This window comes from Streptomyces sp. NPDC053432 (genome assembly GCF_055585365.1).
On record NZ_JBVJKF010000010.1, the window covers coordinates 33,748 to 56,100 of the forward strand.

Below are 22,353 nucleotides of genomic sequence, written 5' to 3' on the forward strand. Positions count from 1 at the left end.
GGCTACTTGGCCTTCGCGATGTCCGTGTCGATCTGCTGGTCCGTCTTGGCGAGCCCGGCCGGGATGTCGGCGACGTCGCCCTTCTCCACGGCGTAGGCGAAGTCCTGGAGGGTCAGCTGGTAGGTGCCCCCGTCGGCCTGGGCGGGGGTGGTGTTCGACTTCGGGTGCCGCGCGATGTCGATGAAGGTCTTGAACTGCGGGGTCACCTGGAGGGCCGGCGACTCCAGGGCCGCCAGCGTGGAGGGGATGTTGTGGATGGCGTTGGCGAAGGCCACCACCGCCTCGGTGTCGGTGGTCATGTACTTGACCAGTTCCCAGGCCGCGTTCTGCTTCTTGCTGCCCCCGGCGATGCCCATGATCGTGCCCGAGAGGTAGCCCTTGCCGTAGTCGCCGATCCGGTCGTCGGGCACGGGCAGTGGAGCGGTGCCCACCTCGAACTTCACCCCGGCCTCCTGGGCCATCGCGGCCCGCCACTCGCCGTCGACCTGCATGGCGACCTGGCCGGTGTGGAAGGGGTGTTCGGCACTCCACTCGTCGCCGAAGGTACTGCGGAAGCGCTCCAGCTTCTCGTAGCCGCCGAGCTTGGCCACCAGGTCCTTCTGCGCGGTCAGCATCTGAGCGAAGGCCGGGTCCTTGGCCAGGTTGGACTTGCCGTCGGCGCCGAAGTACGCCGGGCTCCACTGCGCCGCCAGCCGCATGGGGGTGGTCTCGTAGCCGTGGAAGGTGGGCATCAGCCCGACCTGCTCGTACGAATCCCCCTTCGGCTTCGTCAGCTTCTGCGCGACCTCGGTGAACTGGCTCCACGTCTTGGGGGGTTCGGTGATGCCGGCCTCCGCGAAGGCGGTCTTGTTGTAGACGAGCCCGTACGCGTCGTTCAGCAGCGGCAGCGTGCACTGGTTGCCGTCGAACTGGGTGTACTCCAGCAGGGTCTTGGGGAAGACCTTGGCCTTGTCGATCCCGGACTTGGCGAGGAAGGGGTTCAGGTCGGCGAAGGCGCGGGAGTTGCAGAACTTGCCGACGCTGTCGGTGGTGAAGGAGGAGACCACGTCCGGGGCCTTGTCCCCGCCCGCGCGCAGCGCCTGGTTGATCTTGTCGTCGGTCATGTTGCCGGTGACCTCGACCTTGATGTTGGGGTGCGCCTTCGTGAAGCGGGCGATGTTCTCCTCGATCGCCTTCACCTCACCCGGCGCGGACCAGCCGTGCCAGAAGTTGAGGGTGACCTGGGCCTTCGGGTCGTCGGAGGCGGTGTCGGCTCCCTGGCCCGTACAGGCGGTGGCCAGTACGGATATCGCGGCGAGCAGGACGGTCGCGGTGACCGGGCGTCCGGTTCTGGGCATGGCGGGGCTCACTCTCTGCGGGAGGAACTACCGATGGGGGGTGCCAGTGGGGGTGCGCGCGGGTGTGCGGATGCGGATGCGGATGCGGATGCGGATGCGGGGGCGGTGCGGGTGTGTGCGGGTGCGGGTTCGGGTGCGGGTTCGGGGTCAGCGGGAGGTGTCGAAGACCTCGTCGCGGGTGGCGGCCAGCGCGGTCTCCAGGGCGCCGCGCAGGACCGGGCGCTCCGGGACCTCGCCGGAGACCAGGCGGGGGCGGGAGGGGGCCAGTTCGGCGAGCTCCTCCTCCAGGAGCCTGCGCAGCGGGTCGCCGCCGGCGGCGATCACGGCTCCGGAGAGGACCACGATCTCCGGGTCGAGGACGGCCACGAGGGAGGCGAGACCGGTCGCCAGCAGGGTGGCGTACGACTGGAGGAAGCGCAGGTGGGGCCCTTCGGGCGTGGCGGCGGCCCGGGCGAGGAGAGCGACGGCGGCGGCAACCTCGGGACTGTGCGCCCCACCGGCCCCACCCGGGGACAGACCCCCTGCCCCGGCCGCTGCCCCTGCCGCTGCCCCTGCCCCGGCCTCGGGTCCAGCTCCGGCTCCTGCCTCGGGTCCAGCTCCGGCTCCTGCCTCGGGTCCAGCTCCGGCCCCGGCCTCGGGTCCATCTCCGGCTCCTGCCCCGGGTCCAGCTCCGGCCCCGGCTCCGGCTTCGGCCCCGGCCGCTGCCCCGGCCTCGGGTCCGGGTCCGGCTCCTGCCACCGCCCCGGCGGCCCCGGCGCCGGGTGGTGTTCCGGTCTCGGAGGCCGGCGCGGGCGCGCCCTCGGCTTTCACGCCGAATCCGGCGGCGAGGCCGGGCACCACCTGGGCGCCGGCCAGCTCCTGGTAGCCGCCGGTGTTGGCGCGGGCCGGCCGGCGGACCAGGGGGTGGCCCGGCACGGGCAGGAAGCCCACCTCGCCCGCGCCGCCGGTCCAGCCGCGGTGCAGCCGGCCGCCGAGCACGAGGGCGGCGCCGAGCCCCTCCTCGTTCCACAGCAGGACGAAGTCCTCGTGGCCGCGGGCCGCCCCGAGGCGCTGCTCGGCGACGGCCGCGAGGTTGACGTCGTTCTCGTACTCGACGGGCATCGGCAGGGCCGCGGCCAGCTCGTCGAGCAGCGTGGGGGAGTGCCAGCCGGGGAGGTGGCCCGCGTACCGCAGCCGGCCGGTCTGCGGGTCGAAGGCGCCGGGGGTGGCGATGACCACCCGGTGCAGGTCGGAGCGGTGCAGTCCGGCGGCCTTGACCGCCTCGCCGAGGGCTTCGGTCACCTGTCCGACGGCGTCCGCCCCCTCGGTGTACGGCACCTCGTGCGTGCCGACCACGGTGCCGGTGAGGTCGGCGACGGCCGCGAGCACCCGCCCCGGGGTGACGTCCAGTCCGCCGACGTACGCGGCCCGGGGGTTGACGGAGTACAGCTGGGCGCTGGGACCGGGACGGCCGCCGTCGGTGCCGGTGGCCACGACGAGTCCGGCGGCCTCCAGGCGGGCCAGCAGCTGCGAGGCGGTGGGCTTGGACAGTCCGGTCAGGCTGCCGATCCGGGTCCGGGAGAGCGGCCCGTGCGCCAGCAGGAGTTCGAGCGCGGCGCGGTCGTTCATGGCGCGCAGCAGGCTGGGTGTTCCGGGCGTGGCGGCGGGCATGGCGCGGTCTCTCTCTCGCCGGAGCAGACGGTACGGACGAACGGTACGGACGGACGGTACAGCGGATGGTACGGACGGGCGGTACGCGCCGGGGGAGGACTGTTAGGTAAGTTTCCTATCACTGTTCGGGCCCTGTCAATGCCGCTGCCCCGCAGGCTCGTCCTGCGGGGCAGCGGGGAAGGCGTGTCTCGGGGCTACTTCGTGATCTTCGGTCCGCCGGGCGCCGGGATCGGGGCGGTGGCCAGGGACTGCGGGGAGGCCGGGTTCGCCAGCGCCGAGGGGGCGGCGACGGCGGCCGCCGGGTCCGCCGGGGCCTCCTCCTCGTCGGCGGGCGCGGCCGCGCCACCGATGATCCGGATGCCCGCGGCGTCGAAGGCCTCCTTGATCCGCCAGCGCAGCTCCCGCTCCACCGCGAACTGCTTGCCGGGCATGGTCTTCGCCGACACCTTCACCGTCATCGAGGCGAGCAGCACCTCGTCCAGGCCCAGCACCTCCACCGGACCCCACAGGCGCTCGTCCCACGGGGACTCCTTCGCCAGGGTGTCGGCGACCTCCTGGACCACCTCGCGGATCCGGGTCAGGCTCTCGGTCGGCTTGACCTGGATGTCCACCCCGGCGGTCGCCCAGCCCTGGCTGAGGTTGCCGATCCGCTTGATCTCGCCGTTGCGCACGTACCAGATCTCGCCGTTGTCCCCGCGCAGCTTGGTGACGCGCAGACCGACCTCGATGACCTCGCCCGAGGCCACTCCGGCGTCGATCTTGTCCCCGACGCCGTACTGGTCCTCCATGATCATGAAGACGCCGGACAGGAAGTCGGTCACCAGGTTGCGGGCGCCGAAACCGATCGCCACACCGGCCACACCGGCACTCGCCAGCAGCGGGGCCAGGTCGATCTTCAGGGCGGCCAGCACCATCAGCGCGGCCGTGCCGAGGATCAGGAACGAAGCCACCGACCGCAGGACCGAGCCGATGGCCTCCGAGCGCTGGCGTCGGCGCTCGGCGTTGACCAGCAGTCCGCCCAGGGCGGTGCCCTCGACGGCCTCGGCGCTGGTGTTCATCCGGTTTATGAGCTTGGTCAGCGCCTTGCGGACCACCGAGCGCAGTGCGGCCGCGATCACGACGATCAGCAGGATCCGCAGGCCGATGCCCAGCCAGGTGGCCCAGTTCTGTTCGATGAAGCTCGCGGCCTCGGTGACGCTCTCCTGCGCCTCCTTGACCGAGGCGGGCGCGTCCGGAACGTCCGCTGCGAGCGGCAGCAGAGCGGCGGGCCAGGGCACGACGGGAACCTCCAGGTGTAGCGGTCTGCCCGGAAGGGGTGTGCGGGCAGACCAACCACACTAACGGGGCAATCCCTGCGACGTGTTTGCCGAGGGGCTTCCTGTTCGAGGGAGAGACGGGACTCACTTGGGCAGGAAGCAGGTGTGGTTGAAAACACCCCGGACCCGTTACGGGCGCGTGGTGGCGCTTCGACCAGCCGTAAGGAGAGACTGGAGAGCAGATCGTCCCGGCGCGAGCCACGCGCCGCCGGCGTACAAGGAGGCAGTCCGTGCCGCACGTCCTGGTCCTCAACGCGTCGTACGAGCCCCTCGGCGTCGTACCGCTCCGCCGCGCGCTCGTCCTCGTCCTGGAGAACAAGGCCGTCTCCCTGGAGGAATCCGGCGCCTATCTGCACAGCGCGACAAGGGTCGTCCCCGCGCCCAGCGTGGTCCGGCTCAAGCGCTTCGTACGGGTCCCCTACCGGGGGCCCGTTCCGCTCACCCGGCGCGCCCTGTTCGCGCGCGACGGGGGACGCTGCATGTACTGCGGTGCCGTCGCCACCAGCGTCGACCACGTCATCCCGCGAAGCCGGGGCGGCCAGCACGTGTGGGACAACGTCGTCGCCGCGTGCCGCCGCTGCAACCACGTCAAGGCGGACCGCCACCTGGTCGACCTCGGCTGGCGCCTGCGGCACCAGCCGGCGCCGCCGTCCGGGCTGGCCTGGCGGATCATCGGCACGGGGCACCGGGATCCGCGGTGGATGCCGTACCTCCAGCCGTACGGGGCGGAGGATGCGCTGGAGCGCATCGGGCTCGCGGCGGGATAGCCCTGCAGCGCCGGTCACCCGGGGCGCTGCCCCACCCGGGGCGCTGCCCCGGACCTGCCCCTGTCGGGTGCGGCGCCGCTGCGGGGGCGCTGCCCCCGGACCCCCGCGCCTCAAGCGCCGGCGGGGCTGGATTTCGCTCCTGCCGTCCGCCACCAGCGGGCACTTTCAGCCCCTCCGGCGTTTGACGAGCGGAGGTTCGGGGGCGGCGCCCCCCCGCAGCGGGGCCGCGGGCTTACGGAGTCACCGCGTACGCCTCCGCGCCCCACAGCGAACAGCCGAAGCGCGTCGCGCGGCGCTCGCACGTGACCCTGACGAACCGGGAGTCGGGGGCGTCCACGCGGACCGTCTCGCGGCCCCCGCGCGAGGCGGGGACGGTGGCCGCCGGGCGCCAGACGCGGCCGTCCGCGGAGGTCTCCACCCGGTACGCCGACGGGTACGCCTCCTGCCAGTGGAGCTCCAGGCGGCCGATCCGGGCCGGGGCGCGCAGTTCGGCCTGCCACCACGCGCCGTCCACCGCCGGCGAGGACCAACGGGTGTTCGGGTAGCCGTCGACCGCCGCCGACGCCGGGAAGTCCGCGGTCTCGTCCCCCGAGGAACTCGCCCGCGCCGTGCGCAGCAGGTCCGGCCCGCCCGTGCGCGGCACCGCACGCACCGTCAGGGTGCGGGTCTCCGTGCCGAAGGTGACCGGAACCGCATAGGTGCCCGGCGCCGTCGCCGGGGCGACGCTGACCTCCAGCGGGATCGACACCTGACCGCCGCGCGGGGCCACCACGGTCCCCGGCAGCCGTACCGACACGCCCGCCGGGGGCTTCGCCGTCAGCGGCCCGCGGACCTCACCGGCGCCCAGCGCGGTCAGCTTCGCCGACACCCGCTGCGCCGCGCCCCCGACCTCCGCGTCGGCCGCGCCGTCCGCCAGCTCGAAGCGGGCCTGCGGGCCGTCACCGAGCCACGGCACCACCTGGTGAACCCGGGGAGCGGCACTCGCGTCCGCCCAGGAGAGCCGCACCGCGTCCGCGAGGACCCCGCCCGTGTCCACCTGGGTCCAGCCAGAGGTGGCGGCCTCGGCCACCTTGCGCCAGCCCTGGCCGGGCACCTCGACCTCCACCGCCGCTCCCCGCGCGCCCGCCGGGAGCGGGTCCGTCATCACCGTCACCGCCGACACCGGGCGCGCCGCGTCCAGCCGGACCGTCCAGCTGTTCGCGTCCTTCGTCACCGTGCCCGTCTTCCGTGCGGCTCCCGTCCACGCGTCCGCCTCCGCGGCGGCCTGCTTCAGGAAGGGGTCCAGTACGGCCTTGTCCACCCGCACCGTGCCCGGCTCGGCCAGTGCCTGCCGGGCCGTGTCCAGGGCCTGGTACGCCTTCCACGCGGCCGTCCCGTCGCCCTTGGCCTGGGCCTGGAGGACGTCGAGCGCCAGTTCCCCGGCCGTCCCGTAGCGCGCCAGCCGGTCAAGCCAGGGGCCCGCCTCGGCCGACAGCGACGGCAGCCTGGCGGGCGCCTCCCGCAGGACGGTGAAGGCCTTGCGCAGGTCGGCCCCGGCCGCCGGATCCCCCGCCGCGCGGGCCTTCCAGAACTGCTCGACCAGCGGCTTCAGATACGCCGACTCCTCCAGCTTCAGACCCGACGACGCGGTGTTCCCGGCCAGCGCCGCCACCGCCTCCCGCGCCCGCGCGTCCGGGCCCGCCAGCTCGCGCACCGCCGCCGCCCAGGACTCCCCGGCCCGGTAACCGCGCGGGTTCCACGCGAAGTCGGCCGCCGTGAAGAGCGGGATCCGCGACAGGGTGCCCTGCGGCATCGCGTTGGCCAGCAGCGCCGCGGAGCCGCCCGCCACGGCGGGCTCGCGGCCCGCGTAGGGGCCGAGGAAGATCCGGGCCGGGTCCCAGTCGTTGACCGGGTAGTTGTCCATCGTCACCAGCGGGTGGCCCATCGTGGAGCGCGCCCCGGCCACCTCCTTGCCGGTGATCGTGCGCGGCACCACGCCCACGCCCGTCCAGGCCACCTCGACCCGCGGGTCCAGCGCGGCCGCCAGGGCCTTGCGGTAGGTGGTGGAGCCCTGCTGGTGGTACTCCGTCGGCAGCAGCGACAGCGCGGCCGTCCCCCGGTCCTTGCGGGCCGCCAGGTGCGCCGCCAGCTCGCCCGCGACCTCCGCGTGCGCCTTCGCGGCCGCCGCGGGCCCCCGCCCGTACTTCTCGCGGTCCTCGCGGCAGCCCCACTCGGAGTAGCTGACGTTCTGGAACTGCACCTGGAAGGCGCGGAAGCCCAGCTCCCACATCGCGTCCAGCTTGCGGGCGAGGGCGGCGCGGTCGTCCTGCGAGGACAGGCACATCGACTGACCGGGCGAGACCGCCCAGCCCAGTACGACCCGGTTGGCGCGGGCCTTCTCGGCCAGCGCGCGGAACTCCTCCTGCCGCTCCGCCGGGTACTCCTGCCGCCAGGCCGTCGTCCGGTACGGGTCGTCGCCGGGCGCGATCAGCAGCCGGTTCTGCTTGGTGCGGCCCATGAACTCCACCTGTGCGAGGCGCTGTTCCCCGGTCCACGGCTCCCCGTAGAAACCCTCGGTGATCCCGCGCACCGGCGCCGCGGGCCAGTCCCGCACCAGCACGCCGGGCGCCTTCCCGGCGCCCGCCGCGAGCAGCTGACGCAGCGTCTGCGCCGCGTGGAACAGCCCGTCCTCGCCGACGCCGGCCAGCGCGACCGTGTCCCGGCCACCGGGCCGTCCCACCGCCAGCCGGTAGCCGCCCTCCGGCAGGTCGCCGGGCTCGGCCGCCCCCAGTGCCCGCAACGCCTCCTGGGCGTCCGGGCCCTGGAGCCGTACGACCGTGCCGTGCGCGGGCAGCGGGGCGCCGGGGGCGGTCTCGCGCACGGTGCGGACGCCCGCCGCGCGCAGGGCCTCCCGCACCACCCGGACGGCATGGGGGTCCGCGTCGGCCGGGGCCACCAGCACGGCCTCCGTGCCCAGGGGCACCTCGCGCGCCGGATCGGCGGTCATCGACTGCGGCCGGGGCCATACGGCGGGCCCTTCGGCGGCGGTGCGCGGGGGGTTGGCGGCGGGGTCGAGGACGAGTTCGGCGGAGGCTCCCGCGCCGGCGACGGCGGCCGGTTCGCGGTCGGGGCCGGCCGGACCGGTCACGACCGTGAACATGCCGGTCGGAGCCGAGGCGACCGCCCCGCCCAGCAGCGAACCGATCACCGCCACGGCCGCGGCCGCCGTCCGCTTCCTGCCCCTGAGCTGCACAGAGCCTCCTCGTCCCGAGACGTCCCCCGCTCGTACGGATGAGCCCGAGCCCACCACCCGTGCGGCTGGAGTGTCAATGCGGATGGGCGATCTGACCGGTATGCGCCAGGAATGCGATGCCCCGTACTGGGTAGGGCTGCTGTGTTCGCGGCCGTGTCCCAGGGTGCCGCCCCGGTGTTGACCGGGCGCCGACCCACCCTCAGCACAAAGGAGTGCGCCCATGGACGACGACCTGGCCCGGCTCGCGGCCCTGCACGGTGTGGCCACCGCCTACCAGCCCGCCGCGGACGTCACCGTCCCCGTACCGCGGGCCACGGTCCGCGCCGTACTCGGGATGCTCGGAGTCCGCACCGACACCCCCGAGGACGTCCGGGCGGAGGTGGAGGCCGCCGAACGGGAGGCACGGGAGCGGCTGTTGCCTCCGACGCTGGTGTGGTGGGAGGGCGAGCCGCCACCGGCCGAACTGGCCGCCCTGCCCGCCGGCACCCGGATCCGGCTGGAACCGGAGCCGGCGGAACCGGGCTCGGCGGAACCGGAGCCGGCGGAAACGGGCTCGGCGGAAACGGGCCGCCGGCCCCGGCACGTCGAGTGGTCCGGCGGGGCCGTGCCCGCCGAAGTGCCCCTGGGAGTGCACCGGATCGCGTGCGCCACGCCGGACGGGCGGACCGGGGCGGCCACGCTGATCGTGGCCCCGGAGCGGGCGCCCGCCGCGCCCGGGCGGGCCCACGGGGTGCTCGTCCAGCTCTACTCGCTGCTCTCCGAGCGCTCCTGGGGCATGGGCGACCTCGGCGACCTCGCCGAACTCGCCCGCTGGACCGGGCGCACCCACGGCGCGGGCTTCATCCAGGTCAACCCGCTGCACGCGGCCGTGCCCGGCACCCCGACCGACCCGTCCCCGTACCGGCCCTCCTCGCGCCGCTTCCCGGACCCCGTGTACCTGCGGATCGAGGACGTGCCGGAGTACGCGGAGTGCCCCGGGCGCGAGGCCCTCGACGAACTCTCCCGCCGAGGCGGCGAGTTGCGCCGCCAGGTGCTGGAGAAGGGTGCGCTGATCGACCGGGACGCGGTGTGGGAACTCAAGCGGGCCGCTCTGGAGCTGCTGTACGCCGTCCCGCGCACGCCCGAGCGCGAAGCCGCCTACCGGGCGTTCTGCGCCGCGCAGGGGGCCCCGCTGGACGCGCACGCCTCCTGGTGCGCGGGGCGGGAACCGGGCGGACGGGCCGACTTCCACCGCTGGCTGGTGTGGCTGACGGACACCCAGCTCGCCGCGGCCCAGCACGTGGCCCGGGACGCCGGGATGGCGGTCGGGATCGTGCACGACCTCGCCGTCGGGGTGCACCCCGACGGCTCGGACGCCCGCACGGGTTCCTTCCACGCCCGGGACGCCTCCGCGGGCGCCCCGCCGGACGCCTTCAACGCGCGCGGGCAGGACTGGGGGCTGCCGCCCTGGCGGCCGGACCGGCTGGCGGAGACCGGCTGTGCGCCGTTCCGGTCCCTGCTGCGTTCGGTGTTCCGCTACGCGGGCGCCCTGCGCATCGACCACGTCATGGGGCTGTTCCGGCTGTGGTGGATCCCGGAGGGGACCCCGCCCGCCGAGGGCACGTACGTCTCGTACGACGGTGAGGCCATGCTGGCGGTGCTGGTCCTGGAGGCCCACCGGGCCGGGGCGCTGGTCATCGGCGAGGACCTGGGGACGGTTGAGCCGCGGGTGCGCCGGGCGCTGGCCCGGCGCGGGGTGCTCGGCACCTCGGTGCTCTGGTTCGAGCGGGACTGGGACGGCGGCGGCAAGCCGCTCGCGCCGCAGGACTGGCGGGCCGACTGCCTGGCCACCGTCACCACCCACGACCTGCCGCCCACGGCCGCCAAGCTGGCCGGGAGCCACGTGGAACTGCGCGACCGGCTCGGCCTGCTGGCGCGTCCCGTCGAGCGGGAGCGGGCCGAGGACGCCGCCGACACCGCCGAGTGGCTGGAACTGCTCGGCGGGCTGGGCCTGGACACCGGGGACGAGGAGGCCGCCGTACGGGCCCTGTACGGGTTCCTGCTGCGCACTCCCGCCCGGCTGGTCGGCGTATGGCTGCCGGACGCGGTGGGGGACCGGCGGCCGCAGAACCTGCCGGGCACCTGGGACCAGTACCCCAATTGGCGGCTGCCGGTCGCCGACGCCGACGGGCGGCCGCTGACCCTGGAGGAACTGGCCGCCTCGCCCCGGGCGAACGCCCTGCTGAGGGCTCTGCGGAAGGGGGCCTGACCCCGTACGGCACCCCCGGGCGCGCGGGCCGCCGGGGCGTTCGCTAGTTTGGCACCGTGGACAAGAAGAACGCTCTGCGCGCCGGCACCATCACGGCCGGATCTGCGCTGATGATGCTGCTGATGACGTCTCCCGCCCTCGCGCTCACCCGCGACGACGGCGACGACCCGGGCGCGGGCCTGAGCGTCGGCGAGACGCTCGGCCTGTACGTGGCGCTGCCGATCGTGCTGTTCCTGGTCATCACGGGTCTCGTGATGGTCCTCGACAAGTCGGACAAGCCGCAGAAGCAGGCCTGACGCGCCGCCCCTCAGGGGCGGCACCGTATGACTTTCCCGGGCGCCGGGGGTCCGCACCGCCGATTCGATCGGGTCGTGCGACGCCCCCCGGCGCCCTGTCGTGTTCTCACATCCCGGCCATCAGCTTGCGGAGCAGGCCGGTGAGTACGGCGGCCTCCTCGTCGCTCAGTCCGGCGAGCGCGGCGCGCTGCACCTCCAGGCCGGCCGTGACGGCCTCGTCGATGAGCGCGAGGCCGCGGTCGGTGATCGTCACCTGCAGTCCGCGCCGGTCGTGCGGATCGGGCTTGCGGTAGAGCAGCCCGGCCTTCTCCAGCTTGTCCAGACGTCCCGTCATGCCGCCGGTGGTGAGCATCAGCGTCGCCGAGAGCTGCCGGGGCGAGAGCGTGTACGGCTCTCCGGAGCGGCGCAGGGTGCCGACCACGTCGAACTCGCCCCGCGAGATCCCGAAGCGTGCATACGCCCGTTCCATCTCGTCACCCATGGCCCGGGCGATCCGGTAGATGCGTCCGAAGACTTCCATGGGTTCGGTGTTCAGGTCAGGGCGCACCGCGTGCCACTGGGCGGCGATGGCGTCGACGGCGTCCTTGTTGGCCTCGGTCATGGGCGCAGTATCCAGCCTTCCGGAAGTCGATCGCAAGAAAGTTGCTTGACGGAAAGTAGCTTACGAGTAAGCTACTTGCTATCGACCTACTTGCCGTCGACCTACTTCGATCGGCCAACCGCGGGGGGAAGCAATGGAAACGAGAGTCGCGGGTGAGCGGGCCCTGCTCGCCGGTGTCGGGATCAGCGCGGTCGGGATCGGCATGTACGTGCCGTTCTCGCTGGTCTTCTTCCATCACGTCACCGGGCTCTCCTTCACCCTCGTCGGACTGGTCATGACCGTCACGGGTGTCGCCGGACTGGCCTTCATGCCGCTCGCCGGGACGGCCGTCGACCGGTTCGGCGCCAAGAAGGTCAACCTGGTCCTCTACGGGATGCGGGCGGCCGGCTTCGCGCTCTACCCCTTCGCGAGCTCGCCGGCCGCCTTCGCCGCCGTCACCCTCGTCACCGCCCTCGCCGACCGCTCCTTCTCGATCGTCCAGCAGTCGCTGATCGGGGAGGTGGCGCGAGGCTCCGCCCGCGACCGGCTCCAGGCCTCGATCCGGGCCCTGCAGAACGCCGGCATGGGCGCGGGCGCCCTGCTCGTCACCGGGGTCCTCGCCCTGTGGGGGACCGGCGGGTTCACCTACACCGCCTGGGGCAACGCGCTGGCCTTCACCCTCGCCGGACTGCTCGTCTCCCGGGTCCGCCCGGTGCCGGGCGGCGAGGGCGGCACCGCGAAGCGCGAGGCCGCCGGCTACCGGATGGTCCTGCGCGACCGGCCCTTCCTCGGACTGACCGCCGCCAACTTCCTCGCCGCGCTCGGCTACGCCGCCCTCTCCGTCCTCTTCCCGCTCTACCTCTCCACCTGGCTGATGGCGCCCGACTCCCTCACCGGAGCCGCCTTCACCCTCAACACCGCCCTGTGCGCCGGAGCCGGCGTGCTGATCGCGAGCCGGGTCCGCAAGTCCGGCGCCCGGCGCACCCGCGCGGCCGCCCTCGGCTCCCTGCTCTTCGCCGCCGCCTTCGCGGGCCAGATCGTGCTCGGCACCGTCCGCCCCGGACAGACCGCCACCCTGGTCGCCCTGATGGTCATCGTGGTCGTCTACACCCTCGGCGAGCTGGTGCACAGCCCCTCCGGCGGCGCCCTGTCGGTCTCCGCCGCCCCCGAAGCCGTCCGCGGCCGCTACCTGGCCACCTATCAGCTCTCCTACTCGCTGGCCACCGCGCTCGCCCCCTCGCTCTTCACCGCCCTGCTCGCCGTCGACGGCCGCCTGCCCTGGGCCCTCCTCACCGTCAGCGCGCTCGGGGCCGCCCTGGCGCTGGTCCGCCTGGAGCCGCACCTGCCCGCCGAGGCCGTCCACGCCGAGCCGCCGGCCCCGGCCCCCGCCCCCGCCGCCGCGGCCGCCCCGGCCCCGGCCGCCGCCTGAGCCGCGCCCCCGCACCACGCCTCACGCCTCCCGTCCTTCGTTCCTCACCCGCCGAGGAGTCAGCGCCATGAAGCGCATCGCCACCGTCGCCCTCACCGCCCTCGCGCCCGTCTCCTGGGGCTCGACCTACGCCGTGGCCACCGAGCTGCTGCCGCCCGACCGGCCCCTGTTCACCGGCGTGATGCGGGCCCTGCCCGCCGGACTGCTGCTGACCGCCCTGTCCCGCACCCTGCCCAAGGGCGAGTGGTGGTGGAAGTCCGCCGTCCTCGGCACCCTCAACATCGGTGCCTTCTTCCCCCTGCTGTTCCTCTCCGCCTACCGGCTGCCCGGCGGGGTCGCGGCCGTGCTCGGCTCGGCCGGACCGCTGTTCGTCGTCGGACTCGCCGCGCTGCTCCTCGGCGAACGCGCGAGCCTGCGCACGGTCCTCGCGGCCGTCGTGGCGGCCTTCGGCGTGAGCATGGTCGTCCTCACCGCCGAGGCGAAGCTCGACCTCATCGGGATCATCGCCGGCGTGGTCTCCTCCGCCTCCATGGGCGCGGGCACCGTCATGACCAAGCGCTGGGGGCGGCCCGAAGGCGTCGGCCCGCTGGCCATGACCGGCTGGCAGCTCACCGCGGGCGGGCTGGTCATCATCCCGATCGCCGCCCTCGTGGAAGGCGCCCCGCCCGCGCTCGACGGCATGGCCTTCCTCGGCTACGGCTACATGATGCTGATCAACACCGGAACCGCGTACTGGCTCTGGTTCCGCGGCATCGGCCAGCTCAGCGCCACCTCGGTCACCCTCCTGGGCCCGCTCTCCCCGCTCACCGCCGCCGTCATCGGCTGGGCCGCCCTCGGCCAGGCGCTGACCCCGGTCCAGCTGGTGGGCATGGCGGTCGCCTTCGGCGCCACCGTCGCCGGACAGCTCTTCGCCGCCCGGACGGCGGCCCGGGCGGCCGCCCAGGGCGCCGCGCAGACCGCAAGCCAGGAATCGTTCAGTTCTACTGAACGGATCGATCACAACATTTCGATGGACCTGAGCGATGGACCGGTGCGACGGTAGAGCCACGAACGACACAGACCAACCCGAGGGGGAGACCCGCAGTGGCCGTCACGGACCGCGTCCGCACCGCTTCGCACGCACAGCCCACCGCGGCGGGCACAGGGAAGAAGGGAGCCGCCGGACTCGGCGTGCTCCTCGCCCTCCTCGCGACGGTCGTCTGGTCCGGCAGCTTCGTCGCCACCCGGGGGATGGCCGGACACGTCCCGCCCGTGCAGGCCGTGTTCTGGCGCTGGGTCATCGCCCTCGTCGCGGTAGCCCCCTTCGCCGCCCGCCAGGTCTGGCAGCAGCGGGCGCTGATCCGCCGGCACTTCGGATTCATCGCCCTGGCCTCGCTGTTCGGCGTCACGCTCTACAACACCCTCGTGCACCAGGCCGGACTGACCACCTCCGCCTCCAACATGGGCATGATCATGGCGGCCTCGCCCGTCATCATGGCGCTGTACGCCCGGCTCGGCGGCGAACGGCTCGGCGCCCGGCGCACCATCGGGATGTCCGTCGCCGCCTTCGGCGTGCTGCTGCTCGTCGGGGACGGCTCCATCGGCTTCGACTTCGGCGCCGGCGACCTGTGGATGTTCGCCGCCGCCCTCTCCTTCGCCACGTACAGCGCCCTGCTCAAGCGCAAGCCCGCCGAACTGGGCGGCCTGGCCTTCCTCATGACCACCTTCGCGCTCGGCGCGCTGATGCTGGCACCCGCGTACGCGGTGTCCGTCTCCGTCCAGGGCGCCTTCGAGGTCACCGCCGGGTCCGTCGGAGCGCTGCTGTACGTCGGGGTGTTCTCCTCGGCGGTCGCGTTCTTCGCCTGGAACAAGGCGGTCTCGGTCATCGGGGCGGCCCGGGCCGGAATCGTCTACTACCTCCAGCCCGTCTGCGTGGCCGGACTCGGCTTCCTGCTGCTGGGCGAGCGGACCGGCTCCGCGCAGCTGCTGAGCATGGCGCTGATCCTCGGCGGGGTCATGCTGGGGAGCGCCCGCCGGTAGGGCCGCCGGGCAGGGCCGCCGGTAGGTTCGGCCCATGACCGAGTGGGACATCAAGAAGCTGCGGATCCTGCGGACCCTCGCCGAACGGGGGACCGTGACCGCGACGGCCGAGGCGCTGCACATGACGCCCTCGGCCGTTTCGCAGCAGCTGACGAACCTCGCCCGGCAGCTGGGAGTCGTGCTGCTGGAGGCCGAGGGCCGGCGGGTCCGCCTCACGGACGCGGCACACCTCGTACTGCGGCACGCGGAGGCGGTGTTCGCACAGCTGGAGCGGGCCGACGCCGAACTCGCGGGGTACCTCGCCGGGGACGCGGGAGAGGTGCGGGTGGGCGCCTTCTCCACCGCCGTGCCGGCACTCGTCGTACCGGCGGTGGCGGCGCTGCGGGAGAGCCGGCCGGGGGTGGAGGTCCACGTGCGCGAGACGGAGGCCGCGGAGTCGTACGAGCTGCTGGCGGCCGGGGGCGTGGACCTGGCACTGTCCCTGGCGGCCCACGCGCCGACGGCACGCGATCCGCGGTTCACACGGGTGACGCTGATGGAGGACCCGCTGGACGTGGCGCTCCCCCCGGGACACGCGCTGGCCGGGGCGGCGGAGGTACGGCTGGCCGATCTGGCCGACGACCCGTGGATCTACGGGGGCAGCGGCCCCTGGTCGGAGATCGCGGTGGGCGCGTGCGAGGCGGCGGGGTTCGTACCGGAACAGGCGCACTCGGCGTCCGGGTGGACGGCGATCCTGGCGATGGTGGAGGCGGGGATGGGGGTGGCGCTCGTCCCGCGCATGGTGTCGAGCCGGGCCTCGGGCGTGGCCGTCCGGGTGCTCACCCACGACCGGCCCACCCGTCACGTGATCGCCGCGGTCCGCCGGGGCGGCGAGGCCGCGCCGGCGGTGTCCCACGTCCTGACGGCCCTGCGCACCGTCGCGGCGGCCCGCTAGCCGCGGGCCGCGTGCAGTTCTCGGCCCGGGGCAGCCTGGGCGGGTCTGCGCCGCGTGCCGTTCGCCCGGAGCCCGCCGGGCCGCAGGGCCCGGGCGGGGTGCCGCTGCGCGGAGCCGTCCCCGACCCTCCCCCAGACTCCGTCCGGGGGGACCCCCTCTTCCACCGTTCCCCGGGCTCCGCCCGGACCCGCGCCTCAAACGCCGGCGAGGCTGGAATTGCCCCGGCCGGGCTGGGAAATCCAGCCCGTCCGGCGTTTGAGGACCGGGGGTCCGGGGGCAGCGCCCCCGGCAACGGCGGCGCGCCCGGGCGCATGCAGCCACGCCGGAGGCGCGGAGGCGAATCACCCTGTGCCCGTGGGGCGGGATGCTCCACGGGCACGGGTGGGGGCTACGCCCGAGCGGCAGCGGCAGCGGCGTCGGCCGCCTGGGCCTTCAGCGCGCGTTCGACACCCGCGCGGGACTCCGAGACCAGCCGGCGCAGCGCCGCGTTCGGCTCGGCAGCGGACAGCCACGCGTCCGTCTCGGCCAGGGTGGCCTCGGAGACCTGGAGCGACGGGTACAGACCCACCGCGATCTGCTGCGCGATCTCGTGGCTGCGGGACTCCCAGACGCCCTTCAGCGCCGAGAAGTACTTCGCCGCGTACGGGGCCAGCAGCTCCCGCTGGTCCGTCTGGACGAAGCCCCCGATCACCGCCTCCTGCACCGCGTTCGGCAGGTCACCGGACTCCACCACCGACGCCCACGCCGCGGCCTTCGCCTCCGCCGTCGGACGCGCCGCCCGCGCCGTCGCCGCGTGCCGCTCGCCCGCCGCCGTCGCGTCCCGCTCCAGCTCCGCCGCGATCGTCCCCTCGTCGGCGCGGCCCGTGGCCGCCAGCCGCTCCAGGAACGCCCACCGCAGCTCGGTGTCGACGGCCAGGCCCTCGACCACGGCCGAGCCGTCCAGCAGCGCCGACAGGAACGCCAGCTGCTCCTCCGTACGGGCCGTGGCCGCGAAGGCACGCGCCCACGCCAGCTGGTGGTCGCTGCCCGGCTCCGCCGCGTGCAGGTGCTCCAGCGCGGCCGCGGTCCAGGCCGCCAGCCCCTCCTCCCGCCACGCCGGGTCGGCGTACAGGTCGATCGCCAGCTTCACCTGGCGGTGCAGGGACTGGACGACGCCGATGTCCGACTCCTTGCCGACGCCCGACAGGACGAGCGCGAGGTAGTCGCGGGTGGCGAGCTCGCCGTCCCGCGTCATGTCCCACGCCGAGGCCCAGCACAGGGCACGCGGCATCGAGTCGGTGAAGTCGCCCAGGTGCGCGGTGACCGTCGCGAGGGACTCCTCGTCCAGACGGACCTTCGCGTACGACAGGTCGTCGTCGTTGAGCAGCACGACGGCCGGACGCGCACGGCCCAGCAGCTCCGGAACCTCCGTCAGCTCGCCGTCGATGTCCAGCTCGATCCGGTCCGTGCGGACCAGCTTGCCGCCGTCCAGGTCGTACAGGCCGACCGCGATCCGGTGCGGGCGCAGCGTGGGCTCGCCCTTGGCCCCGGCGGGCAGCGCGGGCGCCTCCTGGCGGACGGCGAAGGCGGTGATCACACCGTCCGCGCCGGTGGTGATCTCCGGCCGCAGGACGTTGATGCCGGCCGTCTCCAGCCACGCCTTCGACCAGGCGGTCAGGTCGCGGCCCGAGGTCTCCTCCAGGGCGCCCAGCAGGTCGGACAGGCGGGTGTTCCCGAACGCGTGCGCCTTGAAGTACGCCTGGACGCCCTTGAAGAAGGCGTCCGTGCCGACGTAGGCGACGAGCTGCTTGAGCACCGAGGCGCCCTTGGCGTACGTGATGCCGTCGAAGTTGACCATGACGTCGTCGAGGTCACGGATGTCCGCCATGATCGGGTGCGTGGACGGCAGCTGGTCCTGCCGGTACGCCCAGGTCTTCATGGAGTTGGCGAACGAGGTCCACGCGTGCGGCCACTTCGAGCCCTCGGCGTGGGCCTGGCAGGCGATCGAGGTGTAGGTGGCGAAGGACTCGTTCAGCCACAGGTCGTTCCACCACTCCATGGTGACCAGGTCGCCGAACCACATGTGCGCGAGCTCGTGCAGGATCGTCTCGGCGCGCACCTCGTAGGTGGCGTCCGTGACCTTCGAGCGGAAGATGTACTGGTCGCGGATGGTGACCGCGCCCGCGTTCTCCATCGCGCCCGCGTTGAACTCCGGCACGAAGAGCTGGTCGTACTTGGCGAACGGGTAGTCGTAGGCGAACTTCTCCTGGAACCAGTCGAAGCCCTGCCGGGTCACGTCGAAGATCGCGTCCGCGTCGAGGAACTCGGCGAGCGAGGGCCGGCAGTAGATGCCGAGCGGGACGACCTGGCCGTCCTTGCCCTCGTACGTGCTGTGCACCGCGTGGTACGGGCCGACGATCAGGGCCGTGATGTACGAGGAGATGCGCGGGGTCGGCTCGAAGGCCCACACCCGGTCCTTCGGCTCCGGCGTCGGGGAGTTCGAGATGACCGTCCAGCCCTCGGGGGCCGTCACGGTGAACCGGAACGTGGCCTTCAGGTCGGGCTGCTCGAAGCTGGCGAAGACCCGCCGCGCGTCCGGCACCTCGAACTGGGTGTACAGGTAGGCCTGCTGGTCGACCGGGTCGACGAAGCGGTGCAGGCCCTCGCCCGTGTTGGTGTACGCGCAGTCCGCGACGACGCGGAGCTCGTTCGCCCCGGCCTGGAGCCCGCTCAGGGCGATCCGGGAGTCCCGGAAGACCGCCGCGACGTCCAGCGGCCTGCCGTTCAGGACGACCTCGTGCACGGCCGGGGCGACCAGGTCGATGAAGGTCTCGGCCCCGGCCTCGGCCGACTGGAAGCGCACGGTGGTCACGGAGGGGAAGGTGCCACCCTCCTGGGCGCCGCTGAGATCGAGCTCGATCTCGTACGAGTCGACGGTGAGCAGCTTGGCCCGCTGCTGGGCCTCTTCACGGGTGAGATTCGTGCCGGGCACGCGTTCATCTCCTTTGATGGTGACGTTGCCCGGTCATCCTTCCATGCGGTTCGCGCCACCGGGCAGGAGTAATCCACGGGCGAACGCGACGTCGGATTTCCGCCGGACTCCGGCGGCCGCCGCCGCCAGGCTGGCGGGCATGGACAGCAGGTACTGGGCGAGGCCCATCGAGGAGACGGCGCTCGGCGAGCTCCGGGTACGGGACGACGCCGGACGGGAGTGCGTCCCGTACCGGGACGAGGAGGGCGGGGCGCCGCTGCGCTGCTGCCTGCGGCCGAGCGCGGCGGGCGAACGGATCGCGCTCGTCTCGTACGCGCCGCTGCGCCGCTGGGCGGCCGGCACGGGCGCGGACCCGGGCGCCTACGACGAGCAGGGGCCGGTCTTCATCCACGCCGGGACCTGCGCGGGGCCCGCGGCGGGCGGCGGACACCCCTTCGCCCGGGCGGGCGTGCAGCGCACCGCCCGGCGGTACGACGCCCGCGGGCACATCCTCGGCGGGCGGGTCCTCGACCTCGGTGAGGACCCCGACGGGATGATCGAGCGGGCCCTCGACGAGGCCTTCGCGGAGCCGGAGGTGGCCCTGGTGCACCTGCGCGCCGCCGAGTTCGGCTGCTTCCTCTTCGAGGTCCGCAGGCCGGCCCCCGGCCCCGCCGGCGGCTGAGGCGCGGGCCCGGCGGCGCGGCCCCTGGGCGCGCGCCGGGAGACAGCGGGAAGGGGGCGGGCACCTCGTGGCACCCGCCCCCTTGCCGTCGTGCTGCCCCCGGGGTCAGCCGCGCAGCTCCTCGGCCACGAGCTCCGCGATCTGGACCGCGTTCAGCGCGGCGCCCTTGCGCAGGTTGTCGTTCGACAGGAACAGCGCGAGGCCGTTGTCCACCGTCTCGTCGGCGCGGATGCGGCCCACGTACGAGGCGTCCTTGCCGGCGGCCTGGAGGGGGGTCGGGATCTCCGACAGCTCGACGCCCGGGGCGTCCTTCAGCAGCTCGTAGGCGCGCTCGACGCTGATCGGGCGGTCGAAGCGGGCGTTGACCTGGAGCGAGTGCCCCGAGAAGACGGGGACGCGCACGCAGGTGCCGGAGACCTTGAGGCCCGGGATCTCCAGGATCTTGCGGGACTCGTTGCGGAGCTTCTGCTCCTCGTCGGTCTCGAAGGAGCCGTCGTCGACGAGGTTGCCCGCGAGCGGGACCACGTTGTAGGCGATCGGACGCTTGTAGACGGCCGGCTCGGGGAACTCCACCGCGTCGCCGTCGAAGGTCAGCTGGTCGGCGGCCTCGGAGACCGCGCAGGCCTGGCCCTTGAGCTCGGCGACACCGGCCAGGCCGGAGCCGGAGACGGCCTGGTAGGTGGTGGCGATCATCGCGGTCAGGCCGGCCTCCTCGTGGAGGGGGCGCAGCACCGGCATGGCGGCCATGGTGGTGCAGTTCGGGTTCGCGATGATGCCCTTGGGGCGGTTCTTGATCGCGTGCGGGTTGACCTCGGAGACCACGAGGGGCACCTCGGGGTGGCTGCGCCAGGCGGACGAGTTGTCGATCACGACGGCGCCCTGGGAGGCGACCTTCTCGGCGAGGGCCTTGGAGGTGGCGCCGCCGGCGGAGAAGAGGACGATGTCCAGGCCGGAGTAGTCCGCCGTCGAGGCGTCCTCGATGGTGATCTCCCGGCCCTCCCACTCGAGGGTCGAGCCGGCCGAACGGGCCGAGGCGAACAGCCGCAGCTCGTCCACCGGGAACTTGCGCTCGGCGAGGATGCCGCGCATGACTCCGCCGACCTGTCCGGTGGCTCCGACGATTCCGACCCTCACGGTGACTCCTTCAGCTACGTACGACGCGTGCGCGCGTGAAGCCATCATGCGTTCGACCCCACGAGCCTTGTCCAATCCATTGTCCGCAGTACGGACGATCTGCGTGCAGAACGGGTGTGCGGCGCCGCACCGATCCGGAACGTGACGGGGTGTGACAACTCTGTGGCGGCTGCGTTGCGCGGGCCGCGACTGTCCGTGATGTCCCGGTCGCGGCACCTATGGTCCGGACAGTCGACTCCGATATGCGGACGTCGTACCGAACACGGGGAGGGAACCGCCATGTCCGACCACCGCAGCCGCCACCGCCGCTCCATACCGGCGCTGGCCGCGCTCGCGGCCGTCGCCGTCGCCGCACCCGTTCTGCTCGCCGCCACTCCGGCCGCCGCCCACCCGCGCGAGGGCAGGCTCGCCAAGGAGCTCGTGGAGGAGGTCACCGCCCGGGGGGCCTACCGCCACCTGGCGAAGTTCCAGCAGATCGCCGACGCCAACGGCGGCAACCGCGCCGCCGGCAGTCCCGGCCACCAGGCGTCCGCGGCCTACGTGCACGACACCCTGAAGAAGGCCGGGTACGAGGTCTCGTACCAGGACTTCGACATCTACGAGGCGCACACGAAGACGGAGCGGACCACCGTCCTCGGCGACCAGCCGCGCGAGCTGGCCACGGCCGCCTTCACCTTCACCAGGTCCACGCCGGAGGGCGGGCTGACCGCCCCGCTCGCCCTCGCCCGGGTCGACGAGACCCCGGGCTGCACGGCCGACGACTACCCGGCCGGCGCCTTCACCGGGAAGATCGCCCTGGTCAAGCGCGGGGCCTGCACCTTCGTGGAGAAGCAGAAGGCGGCCGCCGCGGCCGGCGCGCTCGGTGTCATCGTCTACAACCACAGCGGCACCACGCCGGTGCGCGGCGGCTTCTCCTCGCCCGCCGAGGGGATCATCCCCAGCGCCGGCATCACCCTCGCCGACGGTGAGGCGCTGACCGCGGCCGCCGCCGGGGGCGAGGTGAAGGTGCGCCTGGACCTGGACCAGGAGCACGTCAAGAAGACCACCCGCAACGTCGTCGCCGAGACCAGGGGCGGCCGGTCCGACCGAGTGGTGGCCGTCGGCGCCCACCTGGACTCCGTCCCCGAGGGGCCGGGCATCAACGACAACGGCTCGGGCTCGGCCGCTCTGCTGGAGGTGGCGCTCAAGCTGGCGAAGGAGACGCACGGCAGGCCCGCCAACAAGGTGCGCTTCGCCTGGTGGTCGGCGGAGGAGCTGGGTCTGCTGGGCTCCGAGTACTACGTGGCGCGGCTGTCCGAGAAGCAGAGGAAGGACATCGCCCTCTACCTGAACTTCGACATGATCGCCTCGCCGAACCCGGTGCAGTTCGTGTACGACGGCGACGACTCCGACAGGACGGGCGCGGGCGCGGGCCCGGCCGGTTCGGCGCAGATCGAGGCGCTGATCAACGGCTTCCTGGACAGGAAGGGCAAGCCGCACGAGGGCAGCGACTTCGACGGCCGCTCCGACTACGGCCCCTTCATCGAGAACGGCATCCCGGCCGGCGGCACCTTCACGGGCGCCGAGGGCATCAAGACCGCCGAGCAGGCCAAGCGCTACGGCGGCACGGCGGGCGCCCCGTACGACCCGAACTACCACGGGGCGGGCGACACCCTGAAGAACCTGGACCTGAAGGTCTTCGACACCAACCTGGACGTGATCGCCCACGCGGTCGGCACCTACGCCGAGTCACTGGGCTCGCTGGGCCGGTAGGTCCCGCCGGAAAGGCCGAAGGGCCGG

General features: G+C 73.6%; 16 protein-coding genes. 9 read left to right on the plus strand and 7 right to left on the minus strand.

Going from position 1 to position 22,353, the window contains the following annotated elements; translation table 11 throughout:
• Positions 1-2: 2 nt before the first annotated feature.
• The 3 genes from ACZ6Y1_RS18265 to ACZ6Y1_RS18275 form a co-directional block, all read right to left on the minus strand.
• Positions 3-1,337, minus strand: a complete 1,335-nt coding sequence (locus ACZ6Y1_RS18265) for an ABC transporter substrate-binding protein (protein WP_469630090.1) — start codon at positions 1,335-1,337, stop codon at positions 3-5.
• Positions 1,338-1,484: 147 nt separating this feature from the next.
• Complete coding sequence (locus ACZ6Y1_RS18270) at positions 1,485-2,987, minus strand: ROK family transcriptional regulator (protein ID WP_469630094.1); 1,503 nt, start codon at positions 2,985-2,987, stop codon at positions 1,485-1,487.
• A gap of 194 nt (positions 2,988-3,181) precedes the next feature.
• Positions 3,182-4,264: a mechanosensitive ion channel family protein gene (locus ACZ6Y1_RS18275; RefSeq protein WP_469630096.1), complete on the minus strand. Its 1,083-nt coding sequence runs from the start codon at positions 4,262-4,264 to the stop codon at positions 3,182-3,184.
• A 269-nt stretch (positions 4,265-4,533) separates the two neighbouring features.
• Here ACZ6Y1_RS18275 and ACZ6Y1_RS18280 point away from each other — a divergent pair, with 269 nt between their 5' ends.
• Entirely contained in the window at positions 4,534-5,070 is a 537-nt protein-coding gene (locus ACZ6Y1_RS18280) for an HNH endonuclease (protein WP_469630098.1), read from the plus strand.
• 232 nt (positions 5,071-5,302) lie between these two features.
• Here ACZ6Y1_RS18280 and ACZ6Y1_RS18285 read toward each other — a convergent pair whose 3' ends face one another.
• Complete coding sequence (locus ACZ6Y1_RS18285; RefSeq protein WP_469630102.1) at positions 5,303-8,302, minus strand: beta-N-acetylglucosaminidase domain-containing protein; 3,000 nt, start codon at positions 8,300-8,302, stop codon at positions 5,303-5,305.
• 220 nt (positions 8,303-8,522) lie between these two features.
• On the opposite strand from ACZ6Y1_RS18285, the gene ACZ6Y1_RS18290 reads away from it, so the two are divergent.
• Both ACZ6Y1_RS18290 and ACZ6Y1_RS18295 read left to right on the plus strand, forming a co-directional pair.
• Positions 8,523-10,550: a 4-alpha-glucanotransferase gene (locus tag ACZ6Y1_RS18290; protein WP_469630105.1), complete on the plus strand. Its 2,028-nt coding sequence runs from the start codon at positions 8,523-8,525 to the stop codon at positions 10,548-10,550.
• A gap of 56 nt (positions 10,551-10,606) precedes the next feature.
• Entirely contained in the window at positions 10,607-10,846 is a 240-nt protein-coding gene (locus tag ACZ6Y1_RS18295) for a hypothetical protein (protein WP_469630108.1), read from the plus strand.
• A 106-nt stretch (positions 10,847-10,952) separates the two neighbouring features.
• Here the strand turns inward: ACZ6Y1_RS18295 and ACZ6Y1_RS18300 are convergent, their stop codons facing one another.
• Positions 10,953-11,447: a MarR family winged helix-turn-helix transcriptional regulator gene (locus ACZ6Y1_RS18300; protein ID WP_469630111.1), complete on the minus strand. Its 495-nt coding sequence runs from the start codon at positions 11,445-11,447 to the stop codon at positions 10,953-10,955.
• 133 nt (positions 11,448-11,580) lie between these two features.
• Between ACZ6Y1_RS18300 and ACZ6Y1_RS18305 the strand changes: the two genes are divergently transcribed.
• The 4 genes from ACZ6Y1_RS18305 (at position 11,581) to ACZ6Y1_RS18320 (ending at position 15,808) form a co-directional block, all read left to right on the plus strand.
• Positions 11,581-12,855, plus strand: a complete 1,275-nt coding sequence (locus tag ACZ6Y1_RS18305) for an MFS transporter (protein WP_469630114.1) — start codon at positions 11,581-11,583, stop codon at positions 12,853-12,855.
• 67 nt (positions 12,856-12,922) lie between these two features.
• A complete protein-coding gene (locus tag ACZ6Y1_RS18310) occupies positions 12,923-13,897 on the plus strand; it encodes an EamA family transporter (RefSeq protein WP_469630117.1) in 975 nt (324 codons plus the stop codon).
• 41 nt (positions 13,898-13,938) lie between these two features.
• Complete coding sequence (locus tag ACZ6Y1_RS18315) at positions 13,939-14,874, plus strand: DMT family transporter (protein WP_469630120.1); 936 nt, start codon at positions 13,939-13,941, stop codon at positions 14,872-14,874.
• A gap of 34 nt (positions 14,875-14,908) precedes the next feature.
• Entirely contained in the window at positions 14,909-15,808 is a 900-nt protein-coding gene (locus ACZ6Y1_RS18320; protein ID WP_469630124.1) for a LysR family transcriptional regulator, read from the plus strand.
• Between the two features lie 388 nt (positions 15,809-16,196).
• Here the strand turns inward: ACZ6Y1_RS18320 and pepN are convergent, their stop codons facing one another.
• Positions 16,197-18,779: an aminopeptidase N gene (pepN, locus tag ACZ6Y1_RS18325; RefSeq protein ID WP_469630127.1), complete on the minus strand. Its 2,583-nt coding sequence runs from the start codon at positions 18,777-18,779 to the stop codon at positions 16,197-16,199.
• Positions 18,780-18,918: 139 nt separating this feature from the next.
• Here pepN and ACZ6Y1_RS18330 point away from each other — a divergent pair, with 139 nt between their 5' ends.
• Entirely contained in the window at positions 18,919-19,440 is a 522-nt protein-coding gene (locus tag ACZ6Y1_RS18330) for a DUF1203 domain-containing protein (protein WP_469630132.1), read from the plus strand.
• Positions 19,441-19,545: 105 nt separating this feature from the next.
• Here ACZ6Y1_RS18330 and ACZ6Y1_RS18335 read toward each other — a convergent pair whose 3' ends face one another.
• Positions 19,546-20,574 (minus strand): aspartate-semialdehyde dehydrogenase, encoded by a 1,029-nt coding sequence (locus ACZ6Y1_RS18335; RefSeq protein ID WP_469630137.1) that lies wholly within the window; start codon positions 20,572-20,574, stop codon positions 19,546-19,548.
• 279 nt (positions 20,575-20,853) lie between these two features.
• On the opposite strand from ACZ6Y1_RS18335, the gene ACZ6Y1_RS18340 reads away from it, so the two are divergent.
• Entirely contained in the window at positions 20,854-22,326 is a 1,473-nt protein-coding gene (locus tag ACZ6Y1_RS18340; RefSeq protein WP_469630139.1) for a M28 family metallopeptidase, read from the plus strand.
• Positions 22,327-22,353: the final 27 nt, after the last annotated feature.

Coding starts and splice junctions, on each gene's coding strand:
- ACZ6Y1_RS18265 (WP_469630090.1), bottom strand. CDS start 1,337: ATGCCCAGAACCGGACGCCCGGTCACCGCGACCGTCCTGCTCGCCGCG.
- ACZ6Y1_RS18270 (WP_469630094.1), bottom strand. CDS start 2,987: ATGCCCGCCGCCACGCCCGGAACACCCAGCCTGCTGCGCGCCATGAAC.
- ACZ6Y1_RS18290 (WP_469630105.1), top strand. CDS start 8,523: ATGGACGACGACCTGGCCCGGCTCGCGGCCCTGCACGGTGTGGCCACC.
- ACZ6Y1_RS18300 (WP_469630111.1), bottom strand. CDS start 11,447: ATGACCGAGGCCAACAAGGACGCCGTCGACGCCATCGCCGCCCAGTGG.
- ACZ6Y1_RS18305 (WP_469630114.1), top strand. CDS start 11,581: ATGGAAACGAGAGTCGCGGGTGAGCGGGCCCTGCTCGCCGGTGTCGGG.
- ACZ6Y1_RS18310 (WP_469630117.1), top strand. CDS start 12,923: ATGAAGCGCATCGCCACCGTCGCCCTCACCGCCCTCGCGCCCGTCTCC.
- ACZ6Y1_RS18320 (WP_469630124.1), top strand. CDS start 14,909: ATGACCGAGTGGGACATCAAGAAGCTGCGGATCCTGCGGACCCTCGCC.
- ACZ6Y1_RS18330 (WP_469630132.1), top strand. CDS start 18,919: ATGGACAGCAGGTACTGGGCGAGGCCCATCGAGGAGACGGCGCTCGGC.
- ACZ6Y1_RS18340 (WP_469630139.1), top strand. CDS start 20,854: ATGTCCGACCACCGCAGCCGCCACCGCCGCTCCATACCGGCGCTGGCC.